Origin of the sequence: Thomasclavelia ramosa DSM 1402 (assembly GCF_014131695.1) — a bacterium.
GTDB classification, from domain to species: domain Bacteria; phylum Bacillota_I; class Bacilli_A; order Erysipelotrichales; family Coprobacillaceae; genus Thomasclavelia; species Thomasclavelia ramosa.
This window is the reverse complement of record NZ_CP036346.1, coordinates 47,810-64,368: the sequence shown is the minus strand read 5'-3', so window position 1 is coordinate 64,368 and position 16,559 is coordinate 47,810. Positions and strand designations below refer to the sequence as shown.

Genomic DNA, 16,559 nt, shown 5'->3' with positions numbered 1-16,559 from the left:
TTCATCCCTCTTTTGCATCATGTAATATTGTTTTTACTATTTTAGCTGGCTCACTTATGGATGTTCCGATAACAACTGCAAAAGCTCCTGCCTCTATACATTTCTTCATCTTACTACCGTCATTAATTCTTCCTTCGGCAATGACTCTTGATACTCCGGCTGTTTTTAGCTCTTTAATAATTTCATAATCTGGATCTGGTGATGGCACTGTTCCAAATATAATTGGATTTTTAGAATATGGCGTGTATCCTGATAAAGTAGTACCTACTGCATCAACTCCCGCTTTAGATGCTCTGATTCCCTCTTCCACTGTAGAAATATCTGCAATAACAAATAACTCTGGATATTTATTTTTTATTTTATTAACAAATTCTTCTAATGATAAATCATCATAACGTTCTCTTTGAGTGCCATCTATGGCTATACCATCAACGCCAGCTGCAACTAGCTGATCGACTTCATCCATTGTTGGTGTAATTCTAAAACTAGAATGAAGCGGATCATCTCCTTTATAGATTTTTTTAATACCAATAAGCGGAACATCTACAACTTCTGCAATTGCCTTTACATGTTCTAAATTTGTTCTTATCGCCTTAGCTCCTCCAGCAACACAACTTTGAGCCAGGCATTGAATTGCAATAGAATTGTCCATATAGGGATTTATTGCTGAATCAGCATAACAAGAAACTATCAGTCCCCCTTTAATAGCATCAATATTTTTATTATCCTTTAAAATATCTTGATAAGAACGGGCATTAAATATTTTATGTAAATATTTTCTATCCATTAGACATAGTGCCACTTCTTGAAACAGCTTTAAATGCTCCTCATCACTTTTAGCTGCAAGCGCTAACAATACTCGAACTGGATCATTAACAGAGTGTCCAAACTTCACTCCATTTTTAAAAGTTACTAAGCTAATACTATTTTGATACACATGACCATTTGGTCTTGCGTGAGCCAAGGCAACCCCTGGCATGACTACAATATAGGGGCCATTTTTTTCAATAATATTCACCATATCATTTATATACTGGTGATCAATATAGCCATTTTTCTCTAATAGATAACCAGCATAGACAATTGCTTCTTTCCAATCATGGCACTCTTTATAAAAATCCACACAATTCTCTTTTATATATTTAATCATATTTACTTACCTCATTAATCTGGTCTAAAACATAGTCTAGTTCAAAATAACGTTCTATCCCATTATTTCTTATATTCTCTAAAAATTTGATAAAATTATTTAATGCTTTCATGTGCGTATAATTATCTTTAGCCGCTAAACATAAAATAATATGCACTGGATCATATTTATCATGATTAAATTTGACACCATTTTTAATAATTAACAGACTCATTGATGTTTGATTAACCCCATAATCAATTTCTCCATGAATAAGGGCTATTCCTTCATCAATAACCATATATGACCCTGATTTTTTCACCGTATCTATCATTGATTTAATATAACATTCTGCAATATCTTGACTCTTAACTAGCATTTGTCCGGCACAGCAGACTGCAGTCTCCCAATGATCGACCGTATCACATAGTAGAACTTTATCAGCAGTTAAATATTCATTTAATAATGGCTGCAGTTTGATTCCTGCATCAATTCCTAAATCTTTAAAATATTCACTGAAATCATCGAAAAGCTGCTGATAGTTTACAATCTCGCAGTTTCTCTTAACAATACTTAAAATTCCATCCATAAAAGTATCACTTTCTTGAATATTTTGATGAACAATTTTTTCCATAGCATTTTCAATCAATCGATAATCACTCTCTTTTAAAATTACATTGACTTTAACAACCAAACACTGCATTATTTGTAGATCAATACTTGAAATAATAAAATCGATATTACTGAGATCTATATTTAAAATCCGTTCTTCAGTTACTGTTTTCTTCACAATAATATTTTTAAATCTCGAGCAGATCATCTCCTTCATTAAAGAAGCCGTCCCAAAACCATGAACACAAACAATTACAACATTATACACATCTTTAAAACGATTTTTTCTCTCTAAAGCGGCACAAAAATGAAGCGTTAAAAAAGCTATATCATCCTCTTTAATTCCTTTTAATTCCTTATAGCATAATTCATCAATTGTTTCTAATAATGCTATAAAAACTTCATGATAATTTTTCTTAATAACTGTCAAACTCGGATTAACAACCGGTACTTGATTTTGCAGTTTAAATACTGTAGGACCTAAATGGAGGGTTAAAGAATTGATCAATTCCTCATCTCGACTAAAATTTACATTAAGTTTTTCTCCTACTTTAAAGGCTAAAGTAGTTGCTATCATTTGTATATTAGCCCAATCATAGATAACATATCGCTTTAAAGTCGTATATCTAGCACTATTTAATAAGATCGTAATAATAGCAACTTCTGATTGTGACATCTTAATATTTAATGCCTGCATTATTTGTGAACAAATAAATTGAGCATCATGATATCCTTCTGTTTTTGAAATCTCAATCAAATAATCTTGATGTAGGATGATATCATACCCTAATTCTATTCTTGTCAAAGAAACAGCTAAATGGATACAAATATCTTTATATGATAAATAGGTTAATTTCTTTTCACTATGACTTTCAAAATCATTCATAACTTTAATAATGATTTTCCAGTATTTATCGAAGACCATTCGATAAATATTCTTTTCAATAAAAGTTATTGGTGTATATTGAAAGTGCATAAATTTATTAAAATCAATATTCTTTTCAATAACTCTAAAGAAACATGAGCGTATGTCTCTTTCGTCACCCTCTATATAACTGCCTTTTCCTGTTTTTACATTAATAGAAAAATCATATCCCTCATATTCTTGTCTTATCGAAAGAATATCTTTATCAATACTACTTTTACTAACATTCATTTCATCAGCAAAATACTGACTTGTGAGTGGTTCACTGCAACACCACATTGAAACTAAAATATAGCACTTTCTTTCAAACGGACTTATCGCATATACATAATTATCCAAATTCGAAATTTCTTTCATCAGTATCTCTTTTTCTTGATGAGTAATATTAAACTGAATCTTTCCATTTCTTATCATTATATTTTTTTTAATATTTATTGTTTCTAAAAAATCATTAATATCATCAATAACATATCTAATCATTCGAATAGAGATCTCAAAATCATGTGCTAAATCTTCTACTTGATAGTTTTTTCCGCCGCACAGCTTCTTCAATATTTCCACACTTCTAGTATTCATAAGATATCCTCATATGATTCAATAAGAGAATCATACGCCTCCTCTCTACTCACTTCATATAATGAATGCGATTTTTATATTGATTTAAGATATTTTGATTATATTCGTCACCTCCATCAATATTAGCACTATGAAAAATCGGTGGTTCGAAGCCGTCATTAACTAGATTTTCTACTACTTGAATAATCACACTATTTAAAATAAAAGCTCCGGCTATTGTAGAGGTTGGGGCAACCTTTTGGTCTAGACCATCAATAGTAATACTGGAATCCTCAAAATCTCCACAATTATCAATAACAATATCTGCAATATCTAACAATTTCTTTCCTGTTTCATGTCGCGAAACTACAGCTTGACTATATTCTATATTTGTAACAGCAATCACGATCACACCCATTGCCTTAGCCCGTAATGCCATATCAATTGCAATTGTATTTCGACCAGAAACTGAATGAATAATTAGAACATCTTCTTTTTGTATTGGCGTATGCTCTAAAATCAATGTCCCATAACCAGGTAGTCTCTCCATTTGCGTGGTTAGAGTTATTGGTCTTACATCTAATTGAACTTCCTTTGCCATAATTGGATTAATTAAAGCCAATCCACCAGCCCGATAAAACAGTTCTTGGGTAAGAATTCCCGCATGAGAAGCTCCAAAAGCATAAATCGTATGTCCCTTTTCAATACATTGGGTCATTTCTAAGGCAGCTTTTTGAATAGCTGCTTCTTGTGAATCTACAATATTATTTAAAATATCATGAATATGCTGATAGTATCTTGATCTTGCTTTCATCATAAATTCCTTATCCGATAAAAATATTTATCCACTAATTTATCATTATGATCAGCACAATCTTCATTCATAAAAGCCATATGACCATTGTAATAAACATCCGGGTGAATTCCCTTTTTAACTAAAATATCAACCATTTCACATAATATTGCATTTTGTAAAAAGACATTTGGTATTGTACTAGTTGCCCCCACTTTCATAGGAAAATTTTCTATCTCAATTGCCGCATCACCTATTAATGAACAATTATCTAACACTACATCAGCAACATCTTTAAGCTTTACTCCTGCCTTATGTTTTGTCTTTAAGAATTGGCTATATTCCACTGCAGTAATCGCAATAATAGGAATTCCCTTTTCTTTTGCCCTTATAGCAGCATCTACTGGTGCAATATTATTGCCAGAATTAGAAATAATAATCATGCAGTCATTAGGGGTGATTCGATGATAATCAACTATCATTTTTCCAATTTCATACATATTTTCAATGTAATAACTTTTTGTAATTTCAAAACTGCCTGTTGCACTTTGTTCCAGCAAAGCACAATAATTAGCCGGGGTAGCAGCTCGCCAAAATGCATCATCGACTACTAAATGAGAATGACCCGTCCCAAACCCATAAATAAGACCTCCTTTTTCAGTTGTATCAGCAAGTATTTTTGCAGCTTTTTTGATATTATCTTTTTGCGTATTTTTTACTTGTGCAACAACTTTTTCCATAACTTCAAAATAATTTTCCCAAGCTTCCATTTAAAAGCCTCCTTCCTTTACAATTTCATTATACCTAAATTCAAAAGAGCAAATATTTGCAAATTCTTTCAATTTCTTGAGAAGCATTTTACAAGTTCAATAAAAAAAGAAATTTGAAATAATATCCAAATCTCTTAAAATACATTATATTTTATAATGAAAAAAGGAGTTTTAAATTAATAAACTCCGCGACTCTATAAACTTTACTTTATTCAAACAAGGCACTTCCTACCCTTATCATCGTTGCTCCATACTTTAACGCTTCGTGATAATCATTAGACATCCCCATTGATAATTCTGTCATTTCAAACTCTGAATATTTACAATTTAATTGATCAAATAACTCCTTTGTTTGTTTAAAATATACTGCTGTATCATTAGAATCAATATGTGGTGCCATCATCATTAGCCCTTTTACAATTAAATGGGGACATTCTTTTAAATAATCAAATACATCTTCAATTTCTTCTACTGCAAAACCATGCTTACTTTCCTCTTTTGCTACATTGACTTGGATTAATATTGGCATTTTTAAATCATGCTTCTTAGCTTGTTTTTCTACTTCTTTAATTAATGAATAACTATCAATTGAATGAATCAAGCTAACTTTATCAATTATATACTTAACTTTATTTGGTTGTAGCGTTCCTATCATATGAAATTCTTGTGCCCCATGATACTTTTCATATTTTTCTAAAAAAGCTTGGACTCGATTTTCGCCAAAATACTTTACTCCTAGTTTTTCTAATTCATTAATCTCTTCAATTCCAACATATTTTGTTGCTGCGACCAATTTAGCATTACCAACCGATTTTAAAATATTTTTTACTGCCTGTTCATTTACTCTCATTTACTGACCTCCATAGACTAATTGCCCACCTACATAAGTAGCCAATACTTTAATGTCTTTAATATGCTGAACATCTACGTCTAATATATTATCACTAAGCACAACAAAATCGCAATACTTTCCTACCTCCAAAGTTCCTTTGACCTCTTCTTCAAATGAAGCATATGCACCACCGATCGTAAACGACTCGATCGCTTCTTCTCTAGTTAATGCCTGCTCTTTTAGATATGGTCCAGTCCCATCGATAGATGTTCTTGTAACCGCTAATTGAATCCCTTTTAAAACATCTGGGGCTTCAACTGGACAGTCTGACCCATTAGAAATAGTCGTTATATTACGAAGTGTTTTAAAATTATATGATGTTTGTGCTAGTTGGGGAGAAACCCTTTGATTAATAATATGATTATCATAATCTAAAAAGACACTTTGAATATAAGCATGTAAATGTAACTGCTGATATTTAAGCAACTGATCTTCTCGAGTGATCTGACAATGCACAATACCATGTCGTGGATCTTCACGAGAATAGTTTTTTAACGCATTTTCGTATCCTTCAAAAATCCAATCTAAGATTCCATCACCAATTGCGTGAATAGCAATCTGCATCTCATGACGATTAGCGTAGTCAAACATCATTTTGATTTCTTCACGACTAAAAACAGGAATTCCTCGTGTCTTAGGTGCATCATAATAAGGCTTACTTAAAAAAGCAGTTCGTGCTCCTAATGATCCATCCCCAAGCATTTTTAATGGGCCTATTTTAAAAAACTCATCACCACTACCGGTACAATAACCTAAATTAATAAACTCTTTTAAGGCTTTTAACGTCGGCAACTGTGCTTGTTCGTAAACTCTTATCGTTAGTTTATTTTCTGCTCTTAATTGTTCAAAAGCCTGTAGAGCATCATGATAATCACTAGTGGCACTCAAGAGATCGTCACTTTGAACAGATGTTATTCCATAACTATGTAACTCTTTTTGAGCGATTAAAATATTATCTTTTATTTCTTCAATAGTTGGCTGAGGGATTGTATCATAGATCAAATAAAGTGCATTTTCTTGAAATAATCCTGCATCTAAATCAAAATAGCCGCCCTCGACTGCTTCACTGGTAATATTTGCTAATTCAATTGCTTTGCTATTAGCAACTAAGATATGTCCACAAGTCCGCGTAATTACAATCGGTTCCTCTTCACTAATCATATCAAGATCTTTTCGGGTAGGAAAACGCTGTTCATCTGTAAAATAATCATGATTCCAGCCCCGCCCAATCAGCCACTGCCCCTTTACTAAATGTTTCTTTAATTCTTCTAAAAGTGCTTTAAGCGAATTAGTATGCTTTTCTAATAGAACATTTTTTAAACTTTGACCATAATTAACTAAATGCATATGCGAATCATTAAAACCTGGATATACATATTTATTATTTAAATCAATTTGTTCACCAGAATATTTTAATGCTTCCTTATCACTTCCGATAAAGATAATTTTTCCCTTATCTTCTACAAAAGCAGTTGCCTGATTACAACCGTATAAATTTCCCCGGAAATAAATTCTCATAAAAAAAATCCCCCTTTATTTAGAAAGTAGGATACTTTGATCCTACTTTTCATTATAATATTTTGTTATATCGATACTAGTAACTGCAGCAACATCTTGACCATTGATCCACCGAACACGTTTTACCGTTGTCTCCAACTGAGCACTAATGTTACAATTATAAATCAATTTAGTATACGATAAATCGCTATCCTTCATATCTTTAATTGGGCAGTCAGCGCATGGTTCATCATAGCCTCTAAAAGACTTATAGCAATAATCACCAACTTTTACCTGATTAAAAATATGTTTGATTTTATGATTATAATACACAAGTTTATAAGTGTTGGGATCAATAACGTAAATCCCATTTTCTTGGAAATCTAAAATCATTTGAATTGCATTTAAATACTGATTCTTTTCTTTTTCCTGATATTTTTTAACAAGAAAAGTACTAATGATAGCAATCGAAGTTAATAACATTTCTTTTTCTTCCGCTTTATAAGCGTAGGGTTTTTCATGTTCCATGCTTATGATACCAATAATATCATCGCCATTTTTAATAAGACCACTAATTACCATACGGGTCTTACTATTAGCATAAAGTGTTTTAATTGCTGGAGAAACATCTGAAGCCTTGATATCATTGACCCAAAGAATCCCCTCATCATCAAATTGCCGTACATACTCAGGCCAATAATCATGATAAGTAACATCAATAACTTTTGTTAAATCTTCATTCTTTGAACTCCAATAATTATTTACTTTGTATTTCCCAATATCCAAATCTCGTACAATAATTAAATTTTGGCTCATATAATAATGCATTCCCAATAATTCTAGGACTGCTGTAATTGTTTCATTTAAATCTTGACATTTATATAAAATTCTAAAAATATACTCACCAACATTATCAGAAAACTTTTTGGTAGCCCGATCAACAATATTATTCACTTTATCCAATTGACCATCACTAATCTCTAAACTCTCATCATACAAACAAACACCATTTTTATTATTCTTTTTAATTTTGTATAAAGCCTGATCACCATGGTGATATAACTCATCAAATGTTTTTCCATGATTAGGGTATAAAACTACCCCTACAGATACCGTTACTTTAACTTTTGTTCCTCCAGTTCCATAAGCACCTTCAATCAGTTTACATAGATCATTAGCCTTATCAATAGCTAGTTCACTGTTTGAAATATTCTTCATTAAAACTAAATACTCATCACCACCAAGACGAGCAACTAAGTCATCATTTCGAAATTTAGATTTTATTTTTCGAGATATTTCACACAAAAATGCATCACCGTATAAATGACCGAAATTATCATTAACCTGCTTAAAATTATCAATGTCTAAGATCATAATCGCATGATTATTTTCAGGAAAATTTTGAATAATTTCATTTGTTTTAATTTCAATAGCTTCTCGATTATATAGCCCTGTTAGTGGATCTAATTCAATTTTCTTCTTTAGTACAAGATCATGTACTTTATTTTCATTAATATCCTTGATATAACCACAAGCATAAATATCTTTATTAAATTCAATCAAATATAGTGTAATTTGAATAAAATTATAATTATCTTTAAACTTATTATAGAATTGATATTCTAAATCTAATTTACGTTTTCCATCACGATAATTATTTAATAAATTTTGCCGATTTAATTCACGAAGCACTTTGCCATACTCACTAGGAATTGAATTTTCACTTAGTTTTAAAATTGATTTTTCATAGTTTTTACCATCATAAAAATCAATAAAATTATTTTTTGCTATTTTCCGATCAATAACTTCATTCATCGTTAAATTAACTTCAATATAACTCAGTGCATCTTTACCTAAAGCCTCACGATATTCTCGTTCAATTTCATACTTGCTCTTTAGTTCAACAAAATCCGTAATATCTTTACCGATTCCAATTGATTTAACTGCACGTCCCTGCTCATCAAAGATTGTTGAACATTTTAGACTGATCCAGCGTTCTTCTCCATCTCCACGCTTCATCTTTAATTCAATTGAAGTTTCAGGCCTGCCTTTTTCAATCTCTTGGCATAATTTTCTTACTCGTAAACCATCCTCTTGACTGATGATCTTTGCTTCAACCAAACTTTCTGGGATATTATAATAAGTTTTATTAATATCTAAAATTCCTAATGCAACTTCATCAGGACAAAATAGCTGCTCAATTGTATGATTTAACACATCATATTGCCACAATGTTGTATTTGCTTGTTTTAAAGCAAGCTTATAAATTTCTTCACCTATTAGAAGCTCCTTTTTCATATTTGATAATTCGGTTATATCGGTAGCTACGATAATAAAACCTTGCGGATTGTTTTGGTTATCATAAAATCTTGAAACTGTTACTTTTTCTACACTTCCATCTTTATGAAGATTATCTAATGGTTGTAAACCGTGAAGGTAACGCATAATACAGCACTTTTCCGTACTACAATTATCCATTTTAAGAGCTTTACAAGGCTGCATTAATACATTTTCACCTATCAGCTTACGACCTTTCCGGTTCACAAAAAGTATCTTCATTTCATTATCAATTACGAGAATAACATTATCAATAACATCTAGAAGGACTTTATATTCATTATTTAGTTTATCCATTAACTCTTCGATATTTTTGAATTTCAATCCTGACACCTCCTAGACTACTATAATTATATTGTAACTTAACCATTAATAATTGTACAATCCTAAAACTTGCAAATTTTCTTACTGTCCTTATAAATTTATTAAAAACTGTATCTTTTTTAATATCCAGTGTAATGTTAAGATACTTATAGATTTAATAAATAGGGGGATTTTTATGAATAATAAAACACTTAAAATAGCGACAATTGGTTTGATGGCTGCATTAGCCTATGTCTCTTTTACTTTTCTACAAATCAAAATACCAACGCCAGGGGGAACTACATCATTTCATTTAGGAAATACCTTTTGTGTCTTAGCTGCATTATTGCTAGGGGGACTTCCTGGAGGAATTGCAGGAGCGATTGGAATGGGAATTGGTGATCTACTTGATCCTGTTTATGTTACCTATGCACCTAAAACAATTATCCTTAAATTAATGATTGGAATCGTTACTGGATTAGTTGCACATAAAATTTTCAAAATTGAAAAACATGATAATGATTCTCATTTAATAATTTATGTTGTCATTTCTTGTATGGCTGGAATGTTTTTTAATGTGGTTGGAGAGCCAATCTTTGGCTATTTTTATAATTCGATGATTTTAGGTGCTCCAGAAAAGGCTGCTGCCACCTTAGCAAGCTGGAACGCTATTACAACTTCAGTTAATGCTGTTATTACTGTCGCCTTAGCTTCTACTATCTATTTAGTCATCCGACCTCGATTAGCTGGCAGTGGTATCCTGGTAAAATTAGCACCTCATAAATAAGCTTTTATTAAAAGGTAATATTATAAAAAGAACCTCCATTATTTGGTTGTCCAAATAACAGTGTCCATTTCATAATACTACCTTTTTTTATTTAAATTGACTTTGTTTCGGGAATAGCCCAAAGATTCCACCAGTATGCATAAATAAAATATTTTCACTATCAACAAACGTTCCTTTTTCTAATTCATTGATCAAACCATAGTATGCCTTACCAGTATATACAGGATCTAATACTACTGCTTCTAATTTAGCTAAAGATGCAATAGCATCAAGTTCTTCACTTCGACTTAAAGCATATCCCTGACCAACATAACCATCAATTATCTTGATCCGCTCTGTTTTTATTTCCTGATCAAAATATACTTGCGCCTCTTTAATAATTTTTGTTATCTCCTTAATAAAGTATTCCTTATCATCGCAAATATTAAATCCAATAATTTGTTTTTTAGTACGATTAAGCTCATTTCCAATATATAAACCTGCATAAGTCCCCCCACTGCCAACAGCATCAATAATTGTATCAAATTCTACTTTCATAGCTTCTTCTTGTTTTAAGATTTCTGTAAAAGCTTCAACATAACCTAAAGTACCAATTCCATTACTTGCTCCCATTGGAATAATATATGGTTTATATCCTTTAGCTTCATAGGCAGTTTTTAATTTCAGCATGATCTTATCCTTATCACGATTAAAAATTTCAGGTTCTTTGATAACAATATCTGCACCAACTAAGCGGTCTAAAAAATAGTTTCCTTCGACTGGCTCACTACTTCCATTGCCACGAAGTAATAAGCAGCTTTTCATTGATAACTTAGCTGCGGCATAGGCTGTTGCACGAGCATGATTTGACTGCATCCCCCCACAAGTAATGACTAAATCACAACCTTGTTCAAATGCTTCTCTCAATGAATATTCTAACTTTCTAATTTTATTACCCGATGTTTCTATTCCAGTTAAATCATCTCTTTTTATATAAATATTTTTTTGGAATTGTTTAGATAACTTCTCTAGTTTATATATTGGTGTTGGTAAAAAAGCCAGTTCTACTTTTTCTGGTAACTGCATAATTTATCCCCCTTATCCTTATTTTTTATTATATCATAATTGAATAGTTTCACGTGAAGCTTTTAAAAAAAGTACCACGATTATGGTACTTAATTAGGAATATGATATTTTTCTAAATAAGCTTCAAAGGCTTCTTTATCTTTACTGCTGCCAGTACAAATAAAAGCAATACCTTTAGGACTTCCAAGATAATCAACAATATAATCAATATATTCTAATTCTTCTTTGCCACTTATATTAACTTGTAGTAGTAAGCCCGCATCATGTACTTTTTGATAAATTTCATTCCAGCAAGGATCATTTAATGGTTTTGCTCCAGCACCATTGATCCATTGAATTCCTTTAAAACCACATTCAATGATCTTATCAAGATGACGTACTGCACCAGGACCATCTAAATGATAGAATGAACGCTCAATCAAGGATGCCTCTTTCTTTAAGGTTTCAAAAACAAACTCATCAAATTGCTCTGGACCAATCATACAACAAAAATCGCATTGAGAAATAAAATATGGTTTTTGTGATAATAGACTGATCCATCCGGTATAACCCAAAGTATTATTTAAATCAATACTAGCAATCATCTCTTCATAGGCTTGTTCAAATGCTTTGTAAATGTCATCATTTAAACGTTGAACTTCATCAGGATCATCATATAAATCAATTAGTGAGTTATTTGCCCCTCTCATTGATTCAACGATATCCATCATTCCTCCAAGATTAGCAATTCCCATTGCAATATCATCTCCATAAAACTGATTAAATGCTTTGATTAGTTCTAATGATCTTTGATATAAGGGATATGTTTCCTCTAGGCGAGGATGAATATCTTCTAACTCACATCCTTTCATTTCTTGAAACCAAATTGTCCCTTGTTTTACATCAATATGATAAGTTTGACCTAAATAGGCTCCTAAAACTCCGGTTGAGCGCATATAAAAGATAGGAAAAGCATCACCCAAATAAATATTCGAAAAAAATGTTTCTTGATATGCTTGAACTACCTCATTAACCGGCTTATCTAAATCATATAGCATTTCTAATAATTCCCCTCGATTATATCGGTGTTTTTGAGGTTGATAATCTTCATCAAATAAAGTTACTTGAATAATTGGCCGTTCTAATTTATGCTCCCACCATTTTTCAAAATCTTCAACTAACTGTTCTTTTTTTGCTTTAGTTAACATAACGTACCTCCCACGATTGCATAAGCAACTTCACTTGCACTAGTGGCATCATCTGTATAATAATCAGCGCCTATTTCATTACAATAATCTTGATTAACAGGTGCTCCACCAATCATAACTTTAACATTTAAATGTTCTTGAGCAACTAAATCAACTACTTTTTTCATTTCTGGCATTGTCGTTGTTAGAAGAGCACTACAGCAGATAATTTGTGCTTGATGTATTTTTGCTTCTTCAACAAATTTTTGTGCATCTACATCGACACCTAAATCAACTACTTCTAAACCTTTTCCTTCCAACATGATCTTAACTAAATTTTTTCCAATATCGTGAAGATCACCTTTTACAGTACCGAGAATAACGGTTCCCTTACTTTGATGTTCCGTATCTTGTAAATATGGCTTTAAAATCTCGATTCCCTTATTCATCGCCCGAGCTGCAACTAATACTTCGGGAACAAAAACTTCTTCATTTTTAAATTTTACACCAATGGCATCCATACCTTTCAACAACCCCTGATTAAGAATATCCGTTGCTGGAAAGCCAGCTTCTAAAGCTTCATTTACCAATTTGACAACCTTTTTAGCTTGTCCTTTTTGAATTAATTCACTAATTTCTTCAATCATTTCTACTCCTCCATTATCTCAAATACTTGATCGATATCACTACTAATTACAACTTTTTGATTTTTTTCTAAAATTACTAATTCATTGCTAGTTTGTAATAATATTTGTTTTAAAAATTTTAAATCTATTTTAATTTGTTCCTGATTTTTAAGAAAAGGAACATCGTCACAATAATTATAAATTAGGTATACATTATCCTGCGTTTGTAATTGGGATTTCAAATAGTCTGCTGTTTCTTGATCGTATCGCTGACACCACTTTAAATATTGTTCATCTTCATAAACATTACAGCCATTAACTTTTAAACTATAACAGCTCCATGAAGAAGACAAGCGATTTGAAAATAATTGTTTAAATCGCTGTTTGCTCCCCAATAAAACAGTTAAACAATCATGCACTCTAACTAGATATACAGGAATATTGCGTGCTTGTATTTCAACTAAAGCATTACCGCAAAGTCCGTATAAAACAATTATTTTTTCATCCCCCCTGCTCTTATCAATTTCTTTTTGGATATTTTTTGCTAAAGTATGTGGTTGATTATGTTGTTGTATATCTAGATATACAAATTCATAATTATCAAGTGATAAGTCTAGTTGTGAAATATAATATTCGTATATTTTGCAAGCAATAACTTTTATCATGAAAACACCATCGCATCTATCCAATAATCATTAAAATCAGGATCTTTTTCTAAATAGATAACTTTTGTTTGATTACTAATATGTTGAACTCGCTGAAAATCTCGTGTCAATATTAGTTTATAAAGACCACTGATAGCACTATTTTTAATATATTGAACTTTGTTAGCTTCTTCTGAACTAATAATATTCAAGGTAACAAGATCCGCTTTCTCCAAATAATTTCCGAAGCCACCCGCAATATAAATAGTTGTTACTTCATCATTCAATTCCTTCAATAATACTTCTTTTCCCGCTTGAATTGCTGCTTTTGCTAACATAAAAGCTTTTATATCTTTAATTGATAAATATACTTCATCATTTAAATAGTATTTTTTTTGCTTATTTAAAAAATTACCTGTATCATCAATAATTCCTAAACGTAGCAAATTAGCGATTAAAGAAATTAAACCACTACCACAGATACTATTAGCATCTTGATTATCAATTGTTTTATAGACAAGCTTATTATTTTCGACTTTAGTCGCACAAACAGCGCCAGCAATACTTGGACCACCACATTCAATATTTACCCCTTCAAAGGCAGGCCCAGCAGGACAAGATGTCGCTAATAGCCGATGCTTATTTCCTATCACCATCTCACCATTAGTTCCCAAATCCATCAGTAATACATTTTCCTTGTTTTTATCCATATTAGTAGCATAAATTCCCATGACAATATCACTCCCCACATAAGCAGAAATATGATTCATAGTCATAACTTCAATCTTTACTGAACTCTTTATAAAATAATTTAAAGGATATTCAGTCATTGTTAAGATTGGTACATCAAATGGTGATACTCCAATTGTTTTTACCTTTTCTTTTAAAAACAAATTAATCATTGTTGCATTACCACAAACTAATATTTCTTTGATTTTTGTAGACACATTGATTCGACTAAATATTTCTTTAATTATTAGTTCACCTAATTTATGATCATTATCACGATTATCAAAATCAATTCGAGCAATCACATCACTTCCAAATTTGCCTTGAGGATTAAAGAAAGACTGACTTTCAATAATCATTCCGCTTTTTAAATTGAGCCATTTCATTGCTACTGTTGTTGTTCCAATATCAATGATAATTCCAACTTTCTCAACAGGTTCGGTAATTACTACGGTATCATTTAAATATATACTATCCTCAATAACTCCGTCTGCTTGTGGCAAAATAAATCGGTCACCCTGATGATATAAATGGCTGCAGGCTAAACGATATCCTTGATCCAGCTCTTTTTTAGTAAGCAGTTTTAGATCATCATGATTAACCTCGATGATTCGATTGGTAGCTTTTACTTTACATTTTCCACATTTTTTTTGACCATTACAAGGGGCGATAAAATTACAATCTTGTTCCTGTAAATATTCAAGAATCGTTTTCATAATAATTTTCACAAACTTCCATAAAAGCTTTAATATTTTTCCATGGGGCTAATGGAGGGATATCACAACCACTCGAAATAATAAAATTACGATAATCTTTACACTCTTTTAATAAATTTAGTGTAATTTCTTTGATTGTTTCTGGGGTTCCGTTACTAATTATTTCCACTGGGTCTATATTTCCCATAACAAGACAATCCTTTGGCATTAGTTCTAGCATTTTTTTTATGTTAATAGCATTACCAAAATGATATGCTCGTGCTTTAATTTCTTTAAAATCATCAATCATTTTTAAAGTATTATTACCACAATTATGGTATACGACCATAAAATTTTCATCTTGAACTGCTGTAACTATCTTTTTTACATAGGTACTAGAAAATTCAGTCGCCAAAACTGGCGATAGCACCCCAGCTAGTGGTTCTGCCATTAAAATTCCATCAGCTCCAGCTTCTTTATACGCTGAAATATAGTCGATCAAAAATTTTGTAGCCTTTTTTAATACAATATGTACCATTTCTGGCTCTTCATAACAATTGATCATTGCTTCACTTACATCCATTAAACGACCAGCCAAACTAAACGGACCAATACAACCTCCCAAAATAGGGATATCTTTAATTTCTGCTTTAGTTTTTTTGATTGCATCAATATATAATTGACTTCGACCGCTTCCCACTGCAGGAACCTTTAATGCCTGAGCATCATCTTCATCTTCAATTAATTGACCAACTACTGTCGGTACTTCGTTATCAGTAACCTTTATTTCTGCACCAAAACATTCTGCTTCAACCGATAAATCCATAAAACCTAAAATTGCTAATGGATTACACTCCTCTTTAATTATCTTAAGAGCTGCAACTTGTTGATCGGTATCATTAATTAATTTTTTGACACTGATGTTTAACTTTGTTGCTGCTGGAAAGGTAATTATTGGCATTGCTCGTTTATTTTTCTTCTCTAATACATCATTTAGCCATTTTTCTATTTCCATCATATTCACCTCTATATAT

General features: G+C 31.5%; 14 protein-coding genes. 1 reads left to right on the top strand and 13 read right to left on the bottom strand.

The window, feature by feature from the left end:
- Position 1: 1 nt before the first annotated feature.
- The 7 genes from EYR00_RS00295 to EYR00_RS00265 form a co-directional block, all read right to left on the bottom strand.
- Positions 2-1,150, bottom strand: a complete 1,149-nt coding sequence (locus EYR00_RS00295; RefSeq protein ID WP_003535418.1) for a putative N-acetylmannosamine-6-phosphate 2-epimerase — start codon at positions 1,148-1,150, stop codon at positions 2-4.
- Complete coding sequence (locus EYR00_RS00290) at positions 1,143-3,242, bottom strand: BglG family transcription antiterminator (RefSeq protein ID WP_003535420.1); 2,100 nt, start codon at positions 3,240-3,242, stop codon at positions 1,143-1,145. The genes EYR00_RS00295 and EYR00_RS00290 overlap by 8 nt, the downstream gene beginning before the upstream one ends.
- A 49-nt stretch (positions 3,243-3,291) precedes the next feature.
- A complete protein-coding gene (locus EYR00_RS00285; RefSeq protein ID WP_040434117.1) occupies positions 3,292-4,035 on the bottom strand; it encodes a sugar isomerase domain-containing protein in 744 nt (247 codons plus the stop codon).
- Positions 4,035-4,784: a sugar isomerase domain-containing protein gene (locus EYR00_RS00280; RefSeq protein ID WP_003535424.1), complete on the bottom strand. Its 750-nt coding sequence runs from the start codon at positions 4,782-4,784 to the stop codon at positions 4,035-4,037. The genes EYR00_RS00285 and EYR00_RS00280 overlap by 1 nt, the downstream gene beginning before the upstream one ends.
- Positions 4,785-4,992: 208 nt before the next feature.
- Positions 4,993-5,634, bottom strand: a complete 642-nt coding sequence (locus EYR00_RS00275; protein WP_003535425.1) for a YggS family pyridoxal phosphate-dependent enzyme — start codon at positions 5,632-5,634, stop codon at positions 4,993-4,995.
- Positions 5,635-7,194 (bottom strand): amidohydrolase, encoded by a 1,560-nt coding sequence (locus tag EYR00_RS00270; protein ID WP_003535426.1) that lies wholly within the window; start codon positions 7,192-7,194, stop codon positions 5,635-5,637.
- Between the two features lie 42 nt (positions 7,195-7,236).
- Positions 7,237-9,843: a sensor domain-containing diguanylate cyclase gene (locus EYR00_RS00265; RefSeq protein ID WP_003535427.1), complete on the bottom strand. Its 2,607-nt coding sequence runs from the start codon at positions 9,841-9,843 to the stop codon at positions 7,237-7,239.
- A gap of 166 nt (positions 9,844-10,009) precedes the next feature.
- Here EYR00_RS00265 and EYR00_RS00260 point away from each other — a divergent pair, with 166 nt between their 5' ends.
- Positions 10,010-10,600: an ECF transporter S component gene (locus EYR00_RS00260; protein WP_003535428.1), complete on the top strand. Its 591-nt coding sequence runs from the start codon at positions 10,010-10,012 to the stop codon at positions 10,598-10,600.
- An 87-nt stretch (positions 10,601-10,687) separates the two neighbouring features.
- Here EYR00_RS00260 and EYR00_RS00255 read toward each other — a convergent pair whose 3' ends face one another.
- From EYR00_RS00255 to EYR00_RS00230, 6 genes are all read right to left on the bottom strand, one after another.
- Positions 10,688-11,665: a D-cysteine desulfhydrase family protein gene (locus EYR00_RS00255; protein WP_003535429.1), complete on the bottom strand. Its 978-nt coding sequence runs from the start codon at positions 11,663-11,665 to the stop codon at positions 10,688-10,690.
- A gap of 89 nt (positions 11,666-11,754) precedes the next feature.
- Positions 11,755-12,852: an SNF7 family protein gene (locus EYR00_RS00250; RefSeq protein ID WP_003535431.1), complete on the bottom strand. Its 1,098-nt coding sequence runs from the start codon at positions 12,850-12,852 to the stop codon at positions 11,755-11,757.
- Positions 12,846-13,478 (bottom strand): corrinoid protein, encoded by a 633-nt coding sequence (locus EYR00_RS00245; protein ID WP_003535432.1) that lies wholly within the window; start codon positions 13,476-13,478, stop codon positions 12,846-12,848. Before EYR00_RS00245 ends, EYR00_RS00250 begins: the two co-directional genes overlap by 7 nt.
- A 2-nt stretch (positions 13,479-13,480) precedes the next feature.
- Positions 13,481-14,122, bottom strand: a complete 642-nt coding sequence (locus EYR00_RS00240) for a DUF1638 domain-containing protein (RefSeq protein WP_003535433.1) — start codon at positions 14,120-14,122, stop codon at positions 13,481-13,483.
- Positions 14,119-15,546 carry an ASKHA domain-containing protein gene (locus tag EYR00_RS00235; protein ID WP_227158406.1) on the bottom strand — a complete coding sequence of 476 codons (1,428 nt, stop codon included), beginning with the start codon at positions 15,544-15,546 and terminating at the stop codon, positions 14,119-14,121. The genes EYR00_RS00240 and EYR00_RS00235 overlap by 4 nt, the downstream gene beginning before the upstream one ends.
- Complete coding sequence (locus EYR00_RS00230; RefSeq protein WP_226910356.1) at positions 15,530-16,540, bottom strand: uroporphyrinogen decarboxylase family protein; 1,011 nt, start codon at positions 16,538-16,540, stop codon at positions 15,530-15,532. Before EYR00_RS00230 ends, EYR00_RS00235 begins: the two co-directional genes overlap by 17 nt.
- Between the last annotated feature and the right edge of the window lie 19 nt (positions 16,541-16,559).